The 20929-nt window shown below is 68.9% G+C and carries 18 protein-coding genes and 1 pseudogene; 8 read left to right on the top strand and 11 right to left on the bottom strand.

Annotation, left to right across the window (positions count from 1 at the left end; translation table 11 throughout):
- Nucleotides 1-391 precede the first annotated feature (391 nt).
- On the top strand, nt 392-3097 hold the full coding sequence (locus ACO07H_RS17325; protein ID WP_422016383.1) for a hypothetical protein: 2706 nt from the start codon (nt 392-394) through the stop codon (nt 3095-3097).
- A 79-nt stretch (nt 3098-3176) separates the two neighbouring features.
- Here the strand turns inward: ACO07H_RS17325 and ACO07H_RS17320 are convergent, their stop codons facing one another.
- Complete coding sequence (locus ACO07H_RS17320; RefSeq protein ID WP_422016381.1) at nt 3177-4340, bottom strand: alpha-hydroxy acid oxidase; 1164 nt, start codon at nt 4338-4340, stop codon at nt 3177-3179.
- Between the two features lie 68 nt (nt 4341-4408).
- Nucleotides 4409-5338, bottom strand: coding sequence for a LysR substrate-binding domain-containing protein (locus ACO07H_RS17315; protein WP_422016379.1), 930 nt, complete (start codon nt 5336-5338; stop codon nt 4409-4411).
- 138 nt (nt 5339-5476) lie between these two features.
- Here ACO07H_RS17315 and ACO07H_RS17310 point away from each other — a divergent pair, with 138 nt between their 5' ends.
- Complete coding sequence (locus ACO07H_RS17310) at nt 5477-6631, top strand: serine hydrolase domain-containing protein (protein ID WP_422016377.1); 1155 nt, start codon at nt 5477-5479, stop codon at nt 6629-6631.
- 35 nt (nt 6632-6666) lie between these two features.
- Nucleotides 6667-7212 (top strand): pyridoxamine 5'-phosphate oxidase family protein, encoded by a 546-nt coding sequence (locus ACO07H_RS17305; RefSeq protein ID WP_422016375.1) that lies wholly within the window; start codon nt 6667-6669, stop codon nt 7210-7212.
- 50 nt (nt 7213-7262) lie between these two features.
- On the opposite strand, the gene ACO07H_RS17300 is transcribed toward ACO07H_RS17305, so the two are convergent.
- The 4 genes from ACO07H_RS17300 to ACO07H_RS17285 form a co-directional block, all read right to left on the bottom strand.
- A complete protein-coding gene (locus ACO07H_RS17300; RefSeq protein ID WP_422016373.1) occupies nt 7263-7583 on the bottom strand; it encodes a hypothetical protein in 321 nt (106 codons plus the stop codon).
- A 72-nt stretch (nt 7584-7655) separates the two neighbouring features.
- Nucleotides 7656-8039: a VOC family protein gene (locus ACO07H_RS17295; protein ID WP_422016371.1), complete on the bottom strand. Its 384-nt coding sequence runs from the start codon at nt 8037-8039 to the stop codon at nt 7656-7658.
- Between the two features lie 262 nt (nt 8040-8301).
- Nucleotides 8302-9072, bottom strand: a complete 771-nt coding sequence (locus ACO07H_RS17290) for a PEP-CTERM sorting domain-containing protein (protein ID WP_422016369.1) — start codon at nt 9070-9072, stop codon at nt 8302-8304.
- Nucleotides 9073-9279: 207 nt separating this feature from the next.
- Nucleotides 9280-11673, bottom strand: coding sequence for an ATP-dependent DNA helicase (locus ACO07H_RS17285; RefSeq protein WP_422016367.1), 2394 nt, complete (start codon nt 11671-11673; stop codon nt 9280-9282).
- A gap of 93 nt (nt 11674-11766) precedes the next feature.
- Between ACO07H_RS17285 and ACO07H_RS17280 the strand changes: the two genes are divergently transcribed.
- Both ACO07H_RS17280 and ACO07H_RS17275 read left to right on the top strand, forming a co-directional pair.
- Nucleotides 11767-12144, top strand: coding sequence for a DUF2237 family protein (locus tag ACO07H_RS17280; protein ID WP_422016365.1), 378 nt, complete (start codon nt 11767-11769; stop codon nt 12142-12144).
- Complete coding sequence (locus ACO07H_RS17275) at nt 12141-12362, top strand: TIGR02450 family Trp-rich protein (protein WP_422016363.1); 222 nt, start codon at nt 12141-12143, stop codon at nt 12360-12362. Before ACO07H_RS17280 ends, ACO07H_RS17275 begins: the two co-directional genes overlap by 4 nt.
- 12 nt (nt 12363-12374) lie before the next feature.
- Here ACO07H_RS17275 and ACO07H_RS17270 read toward each other — a convergent pair whose 3' ends face one another.
- Complete coding sequence (locus tag ACO07H_RS17270; protein WP_422016361.1) at nt 12375-13001, bottom strand: flavin reductase family protein; 627 nt, start codon at nt 12999-13001, stop codon at nt 12375-12377.
- A 20-nt stretch (nt 13002-13021) separates the two neighbouring features.
- Nucleotides 13022-14230, bottom strand: coding sequence for a DNA polymerase IV (gene dinB / locus ACO07H_RS17265; protein WP_422016359.1), 1209 nt, complete (start codon nt 14228-14230; stop codon nt 13022-13024).
- A gap of 843 nt (nt 14231-15073) precedes the next feature.
- Between dinB and ACO07H_RS17260 the strand changes: the two are divergent.
- Both ACO07H_RS17260 and ACO07H_RS17255 read left to right on the top strand, forming a co-directional pair.
- Nucleotides 15074-15160 (top strand): annotated as a pseudogene (locus ACO07H_RS17260) (PEP-CTERM sorting domain-containing protein); the annotation flags it as partial.
- A 100-nt stretch (nt 15161-15260) separates the two neighbouring features.
- On the top strand, nt 15261-16655 hold the full coding sequence (locus ACO07H_RS17255) for a patatin-like phospholipase family protein (RefSeq protein ID WP_422016357.1): 1395 nt from the start codon (nt 15261-15263) through the stop codon (nt 16653-16655).
- A 27-nt stretch (nt 16656-16682) separates the two neighbouring features.
- Here ACO07H_RS17255 and ACO07H_RS17250 read toward each other — a convergent pair whose 3' ends face one another.
- The 3 genes from ACO07H_RS17250 to ACO07H_RS17240 form a co-directional block, all read right to left on the bottom strand.
- The gene (locus ACO07H_RS17250) at nt 16683-18386 is read right to left on the bottom strand and encodes a PhoH family protein (RefSeq protein ID WP_422016355.1); all 1704 of its coding nucleotides are present in this window, start codon (nt 18384-18386) and stop codon (nt 16683-16685) included.
- Between the two features lie 188 nt (nt 18387-18574).
- Complete coding sequence (locus ACO07H_RS17245; protein WP_422016353.1) at nt 18575-19054, bottom strand: peroxiredoxin; 480 nt, start codon at nt 19052-19054, stop codon at nt 18575-18577.
- A 131-nt stretch (nt 19055-19185) separates the two neighbouring features.
- Nucleotides 19186-19560, bottom strand: coding sequence for an Mth938-like domain-containing protein (locus ACO07H_RS17240; protein ID WP_422016351.1), 375 nt, complete (start codon nt 19558-19560; stop codon nt 19186-19188).
- A 132-nt stretch (nt 19561-19692) separates the two neighbouring features.
- Between ACO07H_RS17240 and ACO07H_RS17235 the strand changes: the two genes are divergently transcribed.
- Entirely contained in the window at nt 19693-20919 is a 1227-nt protein-coding gene (locus tag ACO07H_RS17235) for a pyridoxal phosphate-dependent aminotransferase (RefSeq protein ID WP_422016349.1), read from the top strand.
- Nucleotides 20920-20929 lie beyond the last annotated feature (10 nt).

Genomic DNA, 20929 nt, shown 5'->3' with positions numbered 1-20929 from the left:
CCGGGCCATGTGGCGGCGGCCACATGTCATGCCCGCACGGGGCGCGGTGCGCGACGTGGGCCTGTCGCTGGCCGCCATCGGGCGGCGCTTATACAGGCTTGCGGCATTTTGCGAAACGGTGTTTCTGATTTATGAACCACCATTTCATTTCAGAAACCTGTCGATATAGTCAATCTTGATGATTCATCGCGCGCCAACGGCACCTCCGCAGCCGACAGCCCGCCTTCGTCGCGGCCGGCCTTGAGCTGTTCCGGTCCGCTGGTGGACGCCTGCCGTCCGCCTGGATTCCACCCAAACGATACGGAGACAAGACCATGAAGAAGTGCCCCCCGTCCCTGCGTTCGGCGGCCCGGCCCGCTGCCATCGCCCGCTCCCCCCTGGAAAGCGCGTCATGAGCGCCGTCCGCCAAGTCCGGGGCTCCTCCCTCGCCCGCATGTTCCTCGCCTTCCTGTTGACGCTGCTGGCGGCTTGCGGCTCCGGCAGCGAGGCGGCCAAGACCGAGCCCGGCCTCTCGCACGCCGTGACCTTCGACGTGGAAGGCACCGTCAGCCAGGTGCAGGTCATCGACCAGGCGCTGCTGACGCCGCCCGTGAAGCCCGACCGCGGCGCCAACACCTACTTCGTCGGCTGGTTCGTCGCCGATGCGGGCCAGGGCACCATGTGGGACTTCGCGCACGACAAGGTCAAGGCGCAGCTCGCGCTGAAGGCCAAGTTCGTCCCGCTGTCGGCGTCCAACGTGGTCGTCGATGCCTACCTGGATGAGAGCCGGCGCAATGCGTTCACCTTCAGGACGCTGCAGGAGCTGAAGGCCGCCAACATCCCCAACAACGCCACCGTGAACTTCACGCCCGGCGTCTACTGGACCGACGACTACAAGGACGTGAACAACGCCAACACGCCGGAGCACCCGGGCCTGGTGGGCATCTCGTTCACGCAGTCCGGCCTGACCTTCCGCGGCCTCACGTCCAACGCGGACGACGTGCGCATCGCCGGCAACCGCGGCCAGACCATGGGCGCCAACGGCAACTGGAACGTCATCGGCATCGGCACCGGCTTCTCGGCCTACCACCTGACGATCGCCAACTACACGTCGGTGGACCTGGTGTTCCCGCGCGACCCGTCGAAGAACGTGCCCCGCCGCGGCGACGCGCGCGTGCAGGCCCAGACCATCACGTCCGCCGGCGGCACGCTGGACCGCGTCTACTTCGAGAACGTGCGCTTCGTCAGCTTCCTGAACCTGATTGCGATCAGTCCGGCCAGGGCCTACTTCAAGAACTCCTACTTCCAGCTGACCGACGACGCCATTGCCGGCGGCGGCATCAACGTGTTCGAGAACTGCACGTTCGATTTCTACGGCAGCCATCCCTCCTTCGGCGGCTCGTCCACGATCGCCGTCTTCCTGAAGTCGACCTTCAATTTCTTCAACGACAGCCCCACCTTCTGGTTCGCCAAGAGCGGTGGCAACTGGGCGCTGATCGACAACACCTTCAAGGGCCCCAAGGAAGAAATCCGCTGGGAGAACATCCAGCGCCCGGACGTCAAGCAGTACGTCTACAACAACCTCTACGCCGACGGCACGCCGGTGGTGTTCGACCCGCAGAACCCGCAGGTCACGCAGGTGCTGAGTGCCGAGGCGCTGAAGATCTTCAAGGTCGGCGCGGAGTACAACGTCTACAACCTGCTCAAGGGCTCTGACGGCTGGGACCCGTCGCGCCAGCAGCAGAAGAACGACACCGCGTTCAAGATGACGCTGGGTGTCAACGCCGCGGCCGTGCAGTCGGACAACCCGGCCAACGAGGTGGTCGTCACGCCGGCCTTCACGCCTGCGGACGGGTTTGCGTTCGATGCGATCAAGTTCGACTACGACACCGAGCTGTTCACGCTGCTGCCCAACAACGGCGACGGCAAGCTGCACCTGCGCGCCAAGCTGAACGCCACGGGCCGCATCATCGACACCGTCGTCAGGGCGACCGCGCCGAACGGCCTGGTCGCGCAGGCGACGCTGAACGTGCGGCCCACCACGGTCAACGCGCCCGTCGTCATGGGCACGCCGTCCATCGCCATCAGCGCCGACATGGCCGGGCTGCAGCTGGTGTACGACCACCCGGAGTTCACCGACTGGTCCACCATCACCTGGTACCGCGGCAACGCGCCAGGCGACAAGGCCGTGCAGGTGGCCGTCACGACGCGCAACGAGCCGTACAAGAACTACCGCCTGTCCGCCGGCGACATCGGCAAGTACCTGACCGCCGTCATCACGCCCCGCTACGAGTTCAGCGCGGCGGCCACGAGTGCCATCGAGGTGTCCATCCCGCGCGCCATCGTGGCGGCGGACGTGACCCATCCCAACGTCATCGCCACCAACTTCGCCAACATCACCTGGACGGGCCATGCGCTCAACCAGCCCGATGTCTGGTACGCGGACACGATCAAGCCGACCGACGTGAACCAGGCCTGGGTGCCGTCCAACGCGGCGCCCTGGGCCTACGTCGTCGGCGACCGGGACGGTGCGCTGGGCGTGGCCGGGCTGATCACCGCCACCCAGGGGGCGCGCCTGCTGTACCAGCCGCAGGGGTCGTACTCGGACATGACGCTGGCGCTGGACCTGACGCCGGAGAAGATCGCCGGCCAGGGCTTCGGCAGCGCGACGGATCAGTACCTGGAGGTCTACATCAAGTGGGACCCGCTCACGCAGACCGGCTATGCGCTGCGCTTTCAGCGCCTGGCGAGCGACCCGCTGAACGGCAACCAGCCCATCCCGTCCTCCGGCAACTCGGTGCGCGTGTCGATGCTTGAGTATGTGAACGGCAACCGGACGATCCTGCCCGGGGCCTATGTCGAGAGCTCGGTGTTCACGCCGGGCACGCACGTGGTGTTCAAGCTGGTGGGCAACGTGCTGACGGCCGACGTGACGACCAGCTCGGCGCAGAACAACACGCAGGCCGGCTACAAGCTGCCCCACGAGATCCACTTCTCGGCGACGCTGCCGACCGCGGCCAGCACCGCCGGCGGCTTCGGGGTCCAGTTCACCGGCACGGTCTCCGCCGGCAACCGGACCGAGCTGGAAAAGCTCGAGGTCACGCTCAAGCCGCGCTGAACCGAACCCGGCAACGAACAAGGCCCTCAGGCATCGCCCGAGGGCCTTGTTCTTTTGTGGCGCGCAACTCGCCGGCCGTTCAGGCCGTCGGGTAGGTGCCGGGCACGAGGATGTCGCGCGTCACGTTCGTCAGCTGCGTGTGGCCGCAGAAGGCCATGGTCACGTCCAGTTCCTTGTGCAGGATCTGCAGCGCCTTCGTCACGCCCGCCTCGCCCATCGCGCCCAGCCCGTAGGCCATCGCGCGGCCGATCATCGTGCCGCGCGCGCCCAGCGCCCAGGCCTTCAGCACGTCCTGGCCCGAGCGGATGCCGCCGTCCATCCACACCTCGCAGTTCGAGTTCAGCGACCCCACCTCGGCCGCGATGGCCGGCAGCGCATGGATGCTGCTGGGCGCGCCGTCGAGCTGCCGGCCGCCGTGGTTGCTGACGACGATGGCGTCCGCGCCGGCCTGCACGGCCAGCCTGGCGTCTTCCGCTTCCATGATGCCCTTCAGGATCAGCTTGCCGCCCCAGCGCTCCTTGACCCAGGCGATGTCCGCCCAGCTCAGCCGCGGGTCGAACTGCTCGTTCGTCCACGCCGACAGCGACCGCATGTCGCTGACGCCCTTCACATGGCCCACCAGGTTGCGGAAGGTGTGGCGGCGGGTCCCGGCCATGCCCAGCACCCAGCGCGGCTTGGTGGCCAGGTTCAAGAGGTTGGCCAGCGTGGGCCGCGGCGGCGCGGTGAGGCCGTTCTTCAAGTCCTTGTGGCGCTGGCCGATGACCTGCAGGTCCAGCGTCAGCACCAGCGCCGAGCACTTGGCGGCCTTGCAGCGGTCGATCATGCGCGCCATCGCGTCGCGGTCGCGCATCATGTAGAGCTGGAACCAGAACGGCGCCGTGGTGTGCTCGGCCACGTCCTCGATGGAGCAGATGCTCATCGTGGAGAGCGTGAACGGGATGCCGAACTTCTCGGCCGCGCGCGCCGCATGGATCTCGCCGTCGGCGTGCTGCATGCCGGTCAGGCCCACCGGCGCGATGGCCACGGGCATCGTCGCGGCCTGGCCCACCATCGTCACGGCGGTGCTGCGGCCTTCCATGTTGACGGCCACGCGCTGGCGCAGCTTGATGGCCTGGAAGTCGCTCTCGTTGGCGCGGTAGGTGGTCTCCGTCCAGGAACCCGAGTCGGCGTAGTCGTAGAACATGCGCGGCACGCGCTTCTCGGCAAGGGCGCGGAGGTCTTCGATGCAGGTGATGACGGGCATGGCGGCGCAGGTGACGGGGAGGTCCGCGATGCTAGGCCCGGCCGCGCCGGCGCGCGCCGGAAAAAACCTCAGGCGGCGGCGGAAGAGTTTTCCGCCAGGCACGCCAGCTCAAGCGCGCGGCAGTGCGCATGCAGCCAGTCCGCGAACGCCTGCGTCGCCGGCCCCGGGCGGTGGCAGACCAGCCCGTAACTGCGCTCGGCCGGCACCGTCAGCGCGAACGGCTGCACGAGGCGCCCCTCGGCCAGCTCGTGCCTGGCCAGGCTCAGCCGCGCCAGCGCCACGCCCTGGCCGGCCAAGGCTGCGGCCAGCACCAAGCCCAGGTCGACGAGGCGGGGGCCGGCATCGGGCTCTGGCGCGTCGGCCAGGCCGGCGGCGCGCAGCCACGGCGCCCAGGGCTGAAGCGGCGTGCGCAGCAGCGGCAGGGCCAGCAAGTCGGCGGGCTCGCGCAGCGGAGCGTGGGCGGCCAGCAGCGCCGGCGCGGCCAGCGGCGTCAGCCGGTCGCGCAGCAGCACCTGGGCCGGCGCGATCTCGTCCGGCACGGCGCCGTGGCGGATCTCCAGGTCGGCACCCGCATCGCCCTCGGCCAGCAGCGGCACCGACAGCGTCAGCTCCAGCTCGATGTGCGGATGCAAGGCGGCGAAGCCGGGCAGGGCCGGCACGAGCAACTGGCGGGCGAAGGTGGGCGTGGCGCTGACGCGCAGCCGCTCGCGCCGCGTGCTGATGCGCTGGTGCAGCGGCATGGCCTGCAGCAGCGCCAGCACCTGGCGCACCTGGGGCAGGTATTCGTGGCCGGCCGGCGTCAGTGCCAGGGCCTTGGGCGGCTGGCGCAGTAGCAGCGGCTCGCCCAGCCGCTCCTCCAGCCCGGCGACGCGCTTGGCCACCGCGCTGGCGCTCAAGGCCAGCTCCGCGGCAGCGGCCTCGAAGCTGCCGGTGCGGGCAATGGCATCGAAGGCGAGCAAGGCGTCCAGCGACGGCAGGCGGATGGGCGGGGCGGGCATGCGGCGATGGTAGCCAGCAGCGCCGGTAGGCCTGCCGTCCATGCCGCGCCAGCTGCGGTTCGTCGCAATCCGCTGCCGGCGCGCGCGGTGGCTGCCTAGAGTCCGCCGCATGGGTTCCACGACCGGACGGAGAACGACATGCCCGACCTGAATCGACGCCACCTGCTCGCCGGCGGTGCGGCGGCCTGGCTGTGTGCTGGCTCCGCCACGGCCCAGGAGGATCCCGACGAAGCCGCACGCGCCTTCGCCGCCAGGCACAGTTTCAACGGTGTCATCCTGGCGGGCACGGCGGGGCGCGTGACGTACCAGCAGGCCTTCGGCCTCGCCGACTTCGCCAGCCGCACGCCGATGACGACCGACACGGTCTTCCACGGCGGTTCAGTGTCCAAGTGGATCGCCGCGCTGGTGGTGCTGCGGTTGGTCGACCAGCGGCGGCTGGCGCTGCGCACGCCCATCGCCAGCTATCTGCCCGACTATCGCCGCGACACGGCGCGGCTGCTGACGCTGGAGCACCTGATGAGCCACGCCAGCGGGCTGCCCAACGAGGTCATCCCGGCGCTGGAGGCCAACCTTGACCTCTACAAGAATGGCATCGACACCGCCGAAGCCGTGCGGCGCTACGCCAGCGGCGACCTGCAGTTCGCACCGGGCCGGCAGTGGCAGTACTCGCACTCGAACTGGCTGGTGGTGCAGCAGATCGTCGAGCGCGTGACCGCCCAGGCCTATGCGCAGGCGGCCCGCGAGCTGCTGTTCGCGCCGGCCGGCCTGCACCACAGCGGCGTCTTCTCGGGGCTCGTGCCGCCCGCGCAGCGCGTCGCGACGAGCTACCGCGAGAACGACCCCGGCAGCGCGCCGGTGGTCATCGGCATCCCGACCTTCATGCAGATGATCGGCGGCTACTGGACCGACGCGGCCGACCTGTTCGCGCTGCTGCATGCAGCGCGCCGCGGGCCGCTGCTGTCCACCGCGAGCCGGGCCGAGCTGTTCCGCGTCAGGTTCCCCGAGCGGCGCTATGCGCTGGGTGGCCGCGTGATGCACGCGCGGCTGGGCGGGGCAGAGCGTGCCGTCATGGAGGAAACCGGCGCGAGCCTGGGTTTTCGTGCGCTGGGCTATGGGCCGCTGGACGGCGATGAAGCCGTCGTCATGCTCAACAACGTCAGCCTCGATGCGGACGACATGGAGCCCGCCGCGCTCCGGATGCTCGACGGCCTGGCCGGGCGCCGGCAGGCACGGCCCTTGTCCGACAGCGGGCCTGCCTGCGTGCCGACACGGCTGCGCCGCGGGGCTGCCTAGGCTGTGCCATTGCCATCCATCGCCCAGGAGCCCCCATGCAAGACACGCTCAACCGCTCGCAAGACCCCGACACCCACACCGAGGAAGACCTCAGCGGCAGCGCCGCCGCCCACAAGATCGCCGACCTGGTGAAGGCCGGCAGCAGCTGCTTCTTCTGCACGCTGGGCCTGGGCTCGCAGCTGCATGCGCGGCCGATGACCGTCATCGAGGTCGAGGAAGACAGCGGGCAGCTGTGGTTCTTCACCGAGGTGGACAGCGTCAAGAACATCGAGCTCGACCGCGACTCGCGGGTGACGCTGTTCTTCAAGGAAGGCGACCACGGCAGCCATCTGCGCCTGGAAGGCACGGCCACCGAGGTCACCGACAAGGCCACCATCCATCGCCTGTGGAAGCCCACGCTGCGGGCCTGGTTCACCGAGGGCGAGAACGACCCGCGCATCAGCCTGCTGCGCGTGGACCCGGTCAGCGGCGAGTACTGGGACAACAAGCACGGCGCCGCGATCGCCGGCATGAAGATGCTGTTCGGCGCCATCGTCGGCAAGCGCGTGGACGAAGGCGTGCACGGCAAGCTCGCCCTGTGAGTCGTTCGGCGTCTTTCAGGGCGCCGGCGTCTGCACGCACCTGACCTGCATCAACCGCCGTGCCGCTTCAGCAGCAGCGGCCTGAGCAGCCACCACACCAGCCAGGCGAGCAAAGCGACGAACGCGACGTTCAACGCGGCAGCGAGCGGGCCGTGGAGTTGCCCCGGCGTGGCGGACAAGGCCAGGCGGGTCAGTTCGCAGAACACAGGGTAGCGGCGCCCCGAACAGACGGGCGGGGTGAGCGCGGTTGCCTGCCATAGCACGACCGTGTGCGGCGCCGAGAGCACGGCCATGGGTGCGAGCAGCAGAGACGCCAGCACACGCACGAACGGGCCGATGGGATGGCGGTCGGAGCGGTCAGCTGTCTGCATCGCGGTGAAGATGCGTCAGGTTGTCTCGGTTTCGACCCGTGGGCAGACGAGGGTGTGGCGGGCCGGCCGCGGTCACTGCCCTGCCGGCGGTTCCCACAGCTCCACCTTGTTGCCTTCCGGGTCGATGACCCAGCCGAACTTGCCGTACTCGGACTCGTCCACCTTGTCCTGTACGTCGCAGCCCTCGGCCCGCAGGGCCGCCAGCAGCGCATGCAGGTCCGCGACGCGGAAATTGATCATGAATGGCGCGGCGCTGGGCGCGAAATAGTCGGTGCTCTCCTTGAACGGCGTCCACAGCGTCATGCCGGCACCGGTCGGGTTGTCGTCCGCCCAGTTGAAGACGGCGCCGCCCCATTCACTGACGTTCAGGCCGAGATGGCGCTGGTACCACTCGCCCAGGGCCTTGGGGTCCCTGGCTTTAAAGAAGATGCCGCCGAGGCCGGTGACGCGTTTCATGGAGGTTCCCGAGCGTGGATGTGGCATGCAGCGTAGCGCGGCCCGCGGCATGCGTGTGTCGGTGGCGGTACGGATGCGGCCCCGGTGGCGGCCCCCGCCGCACGGGCAAGACCCCGATTCACCCGCGCGCACGACCTCTTCGCGCGTCGTGATTGGCGAACGGCCGGGCGGCGCTGCATGAAGCAACGGCGCTCCGCCAACTGCAGGAGCGCCGTGTGGGTGATGCGGTCGCTGCGGCAGCCGCGAGCCGTTCAGCACCAGGTCAGGCCGCGTCCGTCGCGCGCCGGCGGCGGTTCAGCGCGAGCAGGCCGACGATGCCGCCGGCCAGCATCAGCATCGTGGACGGCTCCGGCACCGGTGTGGTCGTGAACTGCACGATGTACGGGCTGGAGAAGCCGGTGGCGTTGGCAGCCTGGTAGCCGGCGGTGGACGAGATGGCGTCGGTCACGCCGGGCGAGTAGTCGGTCACCGCGAAGAACGGTTGCGCTTCGGTGCCGGGCGCATAGCCGGTGTGCGTCAGGTACAGCAGCAGCGACTGGCCCGGCGTGTACAGGTAGGGCGTCGAGAAGCTGATCAGCGCGCCGAACGAGTTCTCGCCGCCGCTGTTCTGGAACGACGCCGTGGAGATCGACAGGCTGCCGGAGCGCACGTTCACGACGGTGCCGGCCGCCTGCTGCGCGGCGAACGCTTCGGTTCCCAATAGGAACTCGCCGTCCGACAGCAGGCTGGACGAAGCCTGGGACAACTGCACGTTGAAATTGGTGAACGTGAGGTCCTGGCTGGGCCAGGTGGCGGGCAGCGCGGTGTTGCCATCGGCCGAGATGCGCAACTGCATGCCGGTGATCCAGACCGGGCTGGTCAGCGTCTCGAAATTGACCGACGTGTACAGCGCCATGTAGGTGCGCGGTGCGTTGCGAAAGGCCGTGTTCAGGCCGCTGGTTTCATCGCCTGGGGTGACAAAGGTGTCAGCCTGGCTGCTGGCGGCCAGCGCGCAGAGCGCTGCCAACGAGATCAGCGAACGTGTCATCGACATGAGAACCCTCCATCCATGGAGCCGCGGACTGCAGGACCGGCAACCCCCTGCGGCTGGGGACCGGCTGACGACGTAAAGCAATGTATCGGCTTCATCTCCGGCGTCACCCTGGGACTTCCTGTCCCGGAAAAGCGCTGCGCAACCTCGGGAAAACGCGCATTGGTGGGCGATCCCGGAACGGCCCCGCAACGCGGCGAGGCTGCGGCGCTAAAGCTGCCACCAGGCCGGCAGCAGCGCGCGCACCTCGGGCCGGCGGTAGCGCCGGTCCAGCAGCCACACCCAGCCGCGGTCGTCCACCGAGCGCAGCACGCGGCCGGCGGCCTGCACGACCTTCTGCATGCCGGGCACGAGGTCGGCGTAGCCGTGGTCCGCGCCGAACATCGCGTCCAGCCGTTCGCGGATCTGCGCCTGCAGCGGCGACACCGGTGGCAGGCCCAGCGTGGCGATGAAGGCGCCGATGAGGCGCGTGCCGGGCAGGTCCACGCCCTCGGCGAACGCGCCGCCCAGCACGGCGAAGCCGATGCCGCGGCCGCCTTCCACGAAGCGGTCCAGGAAGGCGCGCCGCGCGGCGTCGCCCATCGCGCGGGCCTGGCTCCAGCGCGGCAGCGCCGGGTGGCGCAGCGCCAGCCGCGCGGCGGCCTGCTCCAGGTAGTCGAAGCTGCTGAAGAAGGCGAGGTAGTTGCCCGGGTGTTCGGCGAACTGCGTGGCGAGCACGTCCACCAGCGCATCCAGCGACGCGGTGCGGTGGTCGTAGCGGGTGGAGATGCGGTCGGCCACGCGCACGACGAGGTGCTCGGGCGGGAAGGGCGCGGGCACGTCGATCCAGGCCGTGTCGTCGGGCAGGCCCAGCAGGTCGCGCTGGTACTCGGCGGTGCCGAGCGTCGCCGAGAACAGCGTGACGCTGCTGAGCCCCTCGAACCGCGGCTTCAGGAAGAAGCCGGGCACCACGTTGCGGATGGACAGCAGCACATCCACGTCGGTGGCGACGGGCGGGTCGTCTTCGGCCGACGCCAACGGGTCGGGCATGCCGAGTTCGTCCAGCAGCGACAGGTTGACCGGCGCGGCGGGCGTCGTCAGCTCGCCAGCCCGCTGTGCGACGGCGCTGCGCTGCAGGTCGCACAACGAGTGCGGGCCGAACTTGTCCAGCACGCGCTGCAGCCCCAGCACCTCGAAGTAGAACTGCATCAGCGGCCCGGTCTCCAACGGGTGGTTCTGCATGTACTCGCCCAGAGTCGCGCTGACGAACTGCAGCGCCTCGGCGAGTGCATCGGGCACGTCGTCGAAGGCGCGGTACTCGGCCGGCTGCGCGCGCGCCAGGTCGCTGAGTTCGCGGGCCAGGCGGCGCAGCGGCGGGCGCAGGGCCTTGGGTGCCTGGGGCTCGATGTCGCGCACGCTCGCCAGGCTCAGCGCGGCGCTGTACATGGCCCGCGCGCGCTCGACGAGGTTGTGCGCCTCGTCCACCAGCAGCGCGAGCTTCCAGTCCTGCGCCTGCGCGAGGTTGAACAGCTGGCCGTGCGGGTCGAAGGCATGGTGCACATCGCCGACGACGACGTCGGCCCAGCGCAGCAGCTCCTGGCCCAGGTAGTAGGGGCAGATGCCGTGCTTGAGCGCGATGCGGCGCTGGGCGGCCGGGTCCAGCCACTGCGCCGTGACGGCCTCGCTGCGCGCGGCGGCCAGGCGGTCGTAGAAGCCGTTGGCCAGCGGGCAGGACTCGCCGTGGCAGGCCTTGTCCGGATGCTCGCAGGCCTGCTCCTTGGCCACCAGCGTGAGCACGCGCAGCGCGCCTTGCGGTGCGCCCTGCCCGGGGCTTCGGCCCGGCATGGCGCCGCGCAGCGTCTGCAGCGCGTCCAGCGCCATGATGCGGCCGGTGCCCTTGCAGGTCATGTAGCCGATCTTGTCGAGCTGCTGTGCAGGCATGGCGCGCAGCAGCGGGAACAGCGTGCCCAGCGTCTTGCCGATGCCGGTGGGCGCCTGCGCCAGCAGGCAGCGGCCCTGTGCCGCGGCGCGGTAGACGGCCTCGGCCAGCAGGCGCTGGCCCGGGCGCAGCTCGCCGAGTGGAAAGGGCAGCTCGCGCAGTGCGGCGTCGCGTGCGCTGCGGTGGCCAGCCTCCTGCGCGGCCCAGGCCTCGAAGGCCTGGCAGCGGGCCGCGAAGGCAGCCTGCAGGTCGGCGGCCGTGGCGGTCTCGCGCAGCACGGTCTCGGTCTGCGTGTCGGCGTCCACGTAAACCAGCGCCAGCTGCAGTTCAGCGAGGCCGCGCTCGGCGGCGATCAGTGCGCCGTAGGTCTGCAGCTGCGCCCAGTGCAGCGCGCGGCGGTTCTCGGGGATGGTGTCGACCGGCCCGCGTATGGTCTTGATCTCCTCCAGCCGGTTCACGTCGGCCTCGTAACCGTCCGCCCGGCCGCGCACGCGCAACTGGCCGTACTGGCCTTGCAGCGGCAGCTCGGTTTCGTAGCCGGGGGAGCGGCGCGCGAGCACCGCCATCTGGCCGGCCTGGCCCTCCAGTGCGGTGGCCGATGGCGTGAAGCGCCGGTCCAGGTCACCGCGCTTGGCCGTGAACTCGCACAGGCTGCGCACGGAGACCGTGTAGGTCCAGTCGCTCATCCCGCGGGTCGGGCCGGTGCGGCGATGGGCCTGCGCGCCCGCGGCCTTGGCATTGCCGGCAAGATGGGGTGTGGAACAACAGGAGCGCGGCGCATGACGGCAATGAATGTACTGGGCACGCCGCTGCAGGCCTGCTCGTTCGACCCCTTGACCGGCTTCCTGCGCGATGGCTGCTGCTCGGCGGACGCGCAGGATCGCGGCACCCACCTGGTCTGCGCGCGGGTCACACAGGAATTCCTGGACTTTTCGCTCGCCCGCGGCAACGACCTCGTCACCCCGCGCCCGGCCTGGCGCTTCGCTGGCCTGAAGCCGGGCGACCGCTGGTGCCTGTGCGCGCTGCGCTGGCTGGAGGCGCTGGAAGCTGGCGCAGCGCCGCCGGTGGTGCTGGAGGCCACCAACCGCCTCGTGCTGGGCATCCTCAGCCTGGCGCAATTGCGGCAGCATGCACACCCTGGTGTGGCGGCGCCGTGAACCCGCTGCACCCCAAGAAGCTGCTGCTCAGCAAGTGGACGGCGGTGACGCCGGTGGCCAAGGACAAGCATTTCGTCGTCGTCAAGGTGGTCGAGCCCGAACTGCCCGGCGCGCCGGTGGAGTGGGTTGAGCTGGAAGCACTCTTCTCCAAGCGGGTGCAGCGGCTGGCCTGGCGCACGTTGCGCGACGCGGCGGTGTGGCGCCAGGGCTGGGTGTAGCACCGGCCGCCGTCAGCGCGGGCGGTGCATCTGGAAGCGCTGCGCCGCGGTGACTTCGAAGTAGTCTGCCGGGCCGCCGCCGCGCAGCACCGGGTGGGCCGCGGCCGTGTCGTAGACGCCGTCCACCAGCAGGTGGCGCGCGATGTGCACCGCCACCACCTCGCCCAGCACCAGCCACGTCGGCACCTGCTCGCCCGCGGCGGTGGCCAGCTGCACGACCTGCGTGACGCGGCACTCGAAGCTCACCGGCGACTCGGCCACGCGGGGCGCCGTCACGAGCTGCGAGGCCAGCGGGGTCAGCCCGGCCAGCGCGAACTCGTCCACCTCCGGCGGCACGGCCGCGCAGCTGGCGTTCATGCGCTCGGCCAGTTCGCGGGTGACCAGGTTCCAGGTGAACTCGCCCGTGGCCTGCGCATTGCGCAGGCTGTCCTTGGCGCCGATGCTGGCGAAGCCGACGATGGGCGGCACGTAGTTGAAGGCGTTGAAGAAGCTGTACGGCGCCAGGTTGTGGTGCCCGGCGCCGTCGTGGCTGCCGATCCAGCCGATGGGGCGCGGGCCGACGATGGCATTGAACGGATCGTGCGGCAGGCCGTGGCCGTGGCGGGGTTCATAGGTGTGGATGTCGGCGGGCGCGGTCATGCGGGGGCGAGGAGCAGGCGTCAGAAGAGGGGCAGATTCTCGGCGGCTGGTGGTTGCCCCTGCGCCAGGGTCAGTGTTGCAGGCAGCACCTGGCTGGCATGCACGAGGTTGCCGATGCGCACGCCCATCAGTCGCAAGCGCTTGTCGAAAGTGACCCGCTTCAGGCACAGGCCCACGGCATGGCGGATGTCCGCGGCGCTGAGGATGGGGGCTTTGAGCGTCTGGTCGCGCGTGACGGTGACGAAGCCCTCGAAGCGCAGCTTGATGCCCACGGTCTTGCCGGCGTAGCGCTTGCGGGCCAGGTCGCGGGCCAGGCTTTCGCACAGCTCGTCCATGATGCCGCCCAGCAGCACGCGGTCGTGCACGGCGTGCAGGTCGCGCTCGAAGGTGGTTTCCCGGCTGATGGACACCGGCTCGCTGTGCGTGACGACGGCGCGCGAGTCGCGCCCGTGCGATGCGTTGTGCAGCCACTCGCCGTAGCTCGCGCCGAACTGCTCGATGAGCCAGTGCGGGTCGGCCGCGGCGATGTCGCCGACGGTCTCCAGGCCGAGCTTGATCAGCTTCTCGCTGGCCTTGGGGCCGATGCCGTTGATCTTGCGCACGCCCAGCGGCCACACGTGCTTGGGGATGTCGTCCATCGTCAGCACCGTGATGCCGTCGGGCTTGTCCAGTTCGCTGGCGATCTTGGACAGCAGCTTGTTGGGCGTGATGCCGATGGAGCAGGTCAGGCCGGTGGCGCGGCCCACCGAGTTCTTGATCTCGCGTGCCACCGCCTTCACGCCGCCCAGCGGGTCGTGGCCCACGGCGTCACGCACGCCGGGCACGTCGGTCAGGTCGATGTAGATCTCGTCGATGCCGCGGTCCTCGACCAGGGGTGCGACTTCGGCCACGGCGGTCTTGAACAGGCGCGAGTACTTGCGGTAGGAATCGAAGTCGGCCGGCAGCAGGATGGCGTCGGGCGCGCGCAGCGCGGCCTTCATCAGGCCCATCGCCGAGAACACGCCCAGGTCGCGTGCCGCATAGGTGGACGTGGTGACGACGCCGCGGCCGGTGTAGTCGCGCAGCCTCGCGTAGCGCCAGGAGCCATCAGCGAGCTGCTGCGGCGCGTCAGCGCGCCGCCCGCCGATGACCACGGCCTGGCCCTTCAGTTGCGGATAGCGCAGCAGCTCGACGGACGCGTAGAAGGCGTCCATGTCGAGATGGGCGATCCAGCGGGGGGGCTGCTGCATGCGCGCGATTGTCGGCGGCGTCTGCTGACAGGTGCCGGCAGCAAAAACGCGCGTGGGCTCAGATATGACGGCGCGCCCGGTCGTGGCTTGCCACGCGAGTCAAGGGTTTACCTGGTGTCGGAAAACCTGTCACGCAGAGGTGGCAGCGACCGGAGCGCCGGGCCTGTCCCGGCCCTGGCCTCGGGCCTCTTGGCTTTCGTGAATCTGGTACGCCTCTTGCGAACTCTTGCGGCAGCACCGCTGGACGCCCCGCGAGTCCTGCAGGTCCGACTCTGAAGACTTCACAGGAGACCATAAATGATCAAGAAGATGTTTGCCGTGCTGACGCTTGCCGGCACCGTCCTTTCCGCTCATGCCGGCTTGACCACCCTCTCGTCGCCATGGCCACCGACAGGTAGCGCCGGCCTCGAGAACGTGCTGTTCAACGTGCAGACCAGCAGCGACGTGATGGTGGCCATCGGCGCGCATGCCTACAAGACCAGTGCATCGATGGCGAACAACGGCATCGACACGTTCTACGGCCCGTCCGGCATCTACGCGGCCGATGGCAAGGGCTATGCGAACTGGAGCTTCGATTTCGCGTGGAGCCTCGGCAACAGCTGCACGGGCTGCGTGGTGACGCTTTATGTCGACAAGGATCCGACGGCAGCGAACGATCCCGTCAGCGCCAACCTCACGGCCCTGGGCAGCAGCTACGCCGAGTCGTGGAACCTGATGATGTCCTTCATCCCCTTCACCTTCGATCCTTATGGCAACAGCATCACCGACTTCCGCCTGACGGTGACGTCGGCCGTCGGCGAGCCTGTGGTGGAGACGTCGATCCAGGTGGTCGTGAACGCCGATGGAGGCACCGTGCCTGAGCCTGCCACCCTGGCATTGGCCGGCGTCGCGCTGGCTGGGCTGGGCATTGCGCGCCGCCGCCGCGGTTGAGCGAGCAGGCTTTGCGAGAGCGGCCCTGCGGGGCCGTTTTTCGTGGGCCCAGCACAATCGGGGTGCCCGCGCGAGGGATGCGGGTGAAGGAGGTCGAGGCGTGCGCGTGCGAGTGAGGCTCCATCTGCTGTTGTGCGCCTGCGCGCTGCTTGCCGCCTGCGCCAGCCCGGCGATGAACCCGCCGCGCAACAAGCCGGCGGCGTTGCAGTCCATGCAGCGCACGCCGCCGGCGCGGGACACGGACACGTTCGTCGCGCTCAGCTTCTCGGGCGGCGGGCTGCGCGCCGCGGCGTTCGCCTACGGTGTGCTGGAGGGCCTGCGCGAGCAGCCAGCGACGGCCGGGCGCAACCTGCTGGACGAGGTCAACTTCATCACCAGCGTGTCCGGCGGGTCGCTGACGGCGGCCTACCTCGGGCTGCATGGGCCGCAGGGCATGCGCGAATTCCGCGACAAGGTGCTGCTGCATGACGGCGAGGCCAACCTGCGCTTCAGCCTGCTCAACCCCAACAACCTGCGCCGCCTGCTGTCCGGCGGGCTGAACGACCGCACGGACTTCAACGACTGGCTGGAGAACGACGTCTTCAAGGGCGCGACGTTCGCCGACATGTTTCGCCGTTCGCGGCCGGTCGTCTGGATCAGCGCGAGCAACGTGCAGTACCGTCTGGCGTTCCCGTTCCACGAGCGTGCGTTCGATGCGCTGTGCAGCGATTTGGCGAGCTACCCGGTGTCGGAGGCGGTGGCGGCGTCCATGGCCGTGCCGCTGTTCTTCGCGCCGGTGGTGCTGCAGCGCTTCCCCGAGGCCTGCGAGCTTCAGATGCCGCCTGGCCTGAAGGCAAAGCGCGATGAGGGTGACGACCAGCACCGCCTGCGCATCGCGTTGGCGCGCCTGTTCCGCGATTACCGCGATCCCAAGGCCGGTCGTTATCTGAAACTGGTGGACGGCGGGCTGACGGACAACCTCGGCCTGGTCGCCATCCTGCAGAGCCGCGTGCTGCTGAACACGCCGTACGGCCCCATCCCTGAGCAGGAGGCGTCGACGATGCGGCGGCTGCTGTTCATCGTGGTGGACGCCGGCCAGGGGCCGAGCGCCGACTGGGCCCGCGAAATGGCCGGGCCGTCGGGCATGGACATCGCCTCGGGCGCGGTGGACACGGCCATCGAGAGCACGATGCGCATGAGCTACGCGAACTTCCTGCCCATGGTGCGCAACTGGGAGCGCGACCTCATCACCTTTCGCTGCAGCCTCAGCGACGAACGCAAGGCTGAACTGCGCGCGCAGAACCCGGAGTGGCGCTGCCAGGACCTGAAGTTCAGCGTCACGCAGATCAGCTTTGCCGACCTGGCCGAGGCTGAGGAGCAGGTGCTGAACATGATCCCGACACGGCTGAAGCTGCCGCCCGAGCAGGTGGACCAGCTCATCCGCGCGGCCAAGCAGGCCGTGCGGCAGGACCCGCAGATCCGCCGGTTCTCACAAGCGCTGCAGCGCGGTGACTGAGCCGCCGCGCGTCGTCAACAGCACGGCCTACAGCACTTCGGACGCGAAGTCCGCCAGGCGCGAACGCTCGCCGCGCGCCAGCGTCACGTGGCCGCTGTGGGCCCAGCCCTTGAAGCGGTCCACGGCGAACGTCAGGCCTGAGCTGCCCTCGGTGAGGTAGGGCGTGTCGATCTGCGCGAGGTTGCCCAGGCAGACGATCTTGGTGCCGGGGCCGGCGCGGGTGATCAGCGTCTTCATCTGCTTGGGCGTCAGGTTCTGCGCCTCGTCGATGATGACGAACTTGTTCAGGAAGGTGCGCCCGCGCATGAAGTTCAGGCTCTTGATCTTGATCTTGCTGCGCACCAGATCGTTGGTGGCGGCGCGGCCCCATTCGCCGGCGGACGATCCGCCCTTGGCCAGCACTTCGAGGTTGTCGTCCAGCGCGCCCATCCAGGGGCCCATCTTTTCTTCCTCGGTGCCGGGCAGGAAGCCGATGTCCTCGCCCACGGGCACGGTCACGCGGGTGACGATGATCTCGCTGTAGCGGCGGTCATCGAAGACCTGGGCGAGTGCTGCGGCCAGCGTCATCAGCGTCTTGCCGGTGCCGGCCGTGCCGGTCAGCGTGATGAAGTCGCACTCCGGGTCCATCAGCAGGTTCAGCGCGAAGTTCTGCTCGCGGTTGCGGGCCGTGACGCCCCAGACGGCGTGCTTCTGGTTGCCGTAGTCCTTCAGCGTGCGCAGCACGGCCGTCTTGCCGGTGATCTCGGTGACCTTGGCATACAACGGCGTCGTGCCGGGCGCTTCCAGGTAGACCAGCTCGTTGATGAGCAGCGTGGGCACCAGCGGCCCGCTGATGCGGTAGAAGGTCGTGCCACCCTGCTGCCAGCTCTCCATGGTCTTGCCATGGCGCTCCCAGAAGTCGGCCGGCAAGGCCTGCACGCCGGTGTAGAGCAGGTCCGAGTCTTCCAGCGTCTTGTCGTTGCGGTAGTCCTCGGTGGGCAGGCCCAGCGCGCGCGCCTTGATGCGCATGTTGATGTCCTTGGACACCAGCACGACTTCCCGGTCCGGGTGGCGGCCCTTCAGCGCCTGCACCACGCCCAGGATCTGGTTGTCCGCCTTGCCCTGCGGCAGGCCCTGCGGCAGTGGCGCGTCGATCAGTTCGGTCTGGAAGAACAGCTTGCCTTCCGCCTCGCGGTGGCCGGTGCCGGCCAGCGGCAGGCCCTTGGCCATTTCTTCGAGGCCGCTGCTCTTCAGGCTGGCGGCGAGCTGGTCCAGCTCGCGGCTGACCTGGCGCACGTTGCGCGCGACCTCGGTCATGCCCTTCTTGTGCCCGTCCAGCTCTTCGAGCGTGATCATGGGCAGGAAGACGTCGTGCTCCTCGAAGCGGAACAGCGACATCGGGTCGTGCATTAGCACGTTGGTGTCGAGCACGAAGAGCTTGGCAGCCTCGGCGGGCTTGCGCGTGCGCTTGGGCGCTGCGGCCTTGGCCGGCGCCTTGCTTGCCGACTTGGCGGGCAGCGCGGGTTTGGCGGCAGACGGACTGGCGGCGGGAGTGGGCAGGCGCAGCACCTCGGCGGTCGGCGCTGCGACCGGCGCCGCCGGGGCCACCGGGGACATGGGCAGGGCGGCTGGCGCGCTGGCATGCGCGATGGCGGCCGAGGCCGCCCGCGGTTTGTTGGGAGTCAGATGGGCCGAGTAAGCGGTGGCATCGAGGCGGCTGGCGCGTTGTGCAGGAGGCTTGGGCAGAGGCATGTACGGCGGGTCGACTGAAAGTGAACCCCACGCGATCCCTGCTCCAGAAAGCAAAAAGCCGCACAGGATGAGTGCGGCTTGTTGGTTGGAGGCGAGGATTCGACCCGGGGCATGAACCGATTATGCACATGCCGCGGGTGCCCGCGATGTCAGAGAACAACGCGTGTTCAGCGCCTCATCGAGAAGCTTTAGGCCGCTTCCTTCTTCAGCGCCTTGACGGCCTTCAGCACCTCGTCGACGTGGCCGGCCACCTTGATGCCGCGCCATTCGCCCACCAGGATGCCGTTCGGGGCGATCAGGAAGGTCGAGCGCTCGATGCCCTTGACCTTCTTGCCGTACATGATCTTGTTCTTGACCACGCCGAACATGTGGCAGAGCTTCTCTTCGGTGTCGGCGATCAGCTCGAAGGGCAGCTCCAGCGCCTGCTTGAACTTGTCGTGCGAAGCCATGTTGTCGCGCGACACGCCGAACACGACGGCGCCGGCCTTCACGAAGTCCTTGTGGCGATCGCGGAATTGCATCGCCTCGGTGGTACAACCCGGCGTGTTGTCTTTCGGGTAGAAATACAGCACGACCGACTTGCCGAGGAAGGCGTTGGCGGTGAACTTCACGCCGCCGGTGGCTTGGGCCTCAATTTCCGGCAGGGGTTTGTTGAGCGCAGGCGTCATTGGAGGGAGCGGCAAGTTGGGCTCACGGGGTCCCCGGTTCGTGATTGCTGCCTGTGCAGCATTTCACGCGGGCGCCCGCAGGCAATAGCCCGTGATTATAAAGCCTCGCCCCGGTCTCCCGACCGGGCCGCTCAACGTTCGATCAGCAATGCTGCCAGAACATTGCGCCCTTCGCTGGCCAGCACGTTGTAGGTGCGGCAGGCCGCGCCGATGTCCATCACCTCGAAACCGATGCGCGCCTCCACCAGCCCGCGCCAGAGCGCCGGGTTGGGGAATCGCAGCCGGGCACCGCTGCCGAACACCACCAGCTCGGGTTGCAGCGCGCGTATCGCTTCGAAATGCGCCGCCTGAAGTTCCTCGAAGCGCGAAGGCGTCCAGGCCACGACGTCGCCCTTCCAGGGCACGAGCAGGCTCGCCGTGTGCGGCTGGCCGTTGACCCAGACGCCCTGGGTGTCATGGCGGGAGATCGTGTTGCCGCCTTGCGGCTCGTCGAGCTGGAACTTCATGGAAAACGGGTCGGGCGCTGCCGGTAAAGCCGGGCGCGAGTGTCGCGCAGAACCGCCGGGTTCGCCCGGGGCCTTGCTTAAACTGCAGGGCTGCACTTCTGCAGTGCAGCAATCCCTGTCCTGGAGCCCGTTTTGAAGCCCATCGCCAAGTCCGCCAAGCTCGCCAGCGTCAGTTATGACATCCGTGGGCCTGTGCTCGACAAGGCGCGCCAGATGGAGGAAGAGGGCCAGAAGATCATCAAGCTCAACATCGGCAACACGGCGGTGTTCGGCCTGACGCCGCCGGACGAGATCGTGCAGGACATGATCCGCAACCTCGCCGACGCCGGCGGCTACACGGACAGCAAGGGCTTGTTCGCGCCGCGCAAGGCGGTGGTGCACTACACCCAGCAGCAGGGCGTCAAGGGCGTCACGGTGGACGACGTCTACCTGGGCAACGGCGCGTCCGAGCTGATCCAGATGGCGATCAATGCGCTGCTCAACGACGGCGACGAGATCCTCATCCCGGCGCCCGACTTCCCGCTCTACACGGCCGTGGTGGGCCTGTCCGGCGGCCGCCCGGTGCACTACCTGTGCGACGAGGGCGCCGGCTGGCTGCCGGACCTGGCCGACATCGCCGCCAAAATCACGCCGCGCACGCGCGGCATCATGGTCTGCAACCCCAACAACCCGACCGGCGCGCTGTACCCGACCGACCTGCTGCTGGGCATCATCGAGCTAGCCCGCCAGCACCAGCTCATCGTCTTCGCCGACGAGATCTACGACAAGACGTTGTACGACGGCCATGTGCACACCAGCATGGCGTCGCTGGCCGACGACGTGCTGTTCGTGACCTTCAACGGCTTGTCCAAGAACTACCGCTCCTGCGGCTACCGCGCCGGCTGGATGGTGGTCAGCGGCGAGAAGCGCCATGCCCGCGACTACATCGAGGGCCTGAACATGCTGGCCTCGCTGCGCCTGTGTTCCAACACGCCAGGCCAGCTGGCGGTCCAGACGGCGCTGGGCGGCTACCAGAGCATCGCCGACCTGGTGGCGCCGACCGGCCGCCTGTGCCGCCAGCGCGACCTGGCGTACGAGCTGCTGAGCGCCATTCCCGGCGTCAGCGTCGTCAAGCCGAAGGCGGCGCTGTACATGTTCCCGCGCCTGGACCCCAAGGTCTACCCCATCGCCGACGACCAGCAGTTCGCCTACGAGCTGCTGGCCGAGGAGAAGGTGCTCATCGTGCAGGGCACCGGCTTCAACTGGCCGGCGCACGACCATTTCCGCCTCGTGTTCCTGCCCAACGTGGACGACCTGCGCGAGGCCGTGGGCCGCATCGACCGTTTCCTGGCCGGCTATCGCCGCCGCCACGTCGCCTGATTTTTTTGCT

This window comes from Roseateles sp., from assembly GCF_965229315.1.
Lineage (GTDB): Bacteria > Pseudomonadota > Gammaproteobacteria > Burkholderiales > Burkholderiaceae_C > Pelomonas.
Note: the sequence above shows the minus strand (reverse complement) of the source record. Positions and strands in the feature narration are given on the sequence as shown.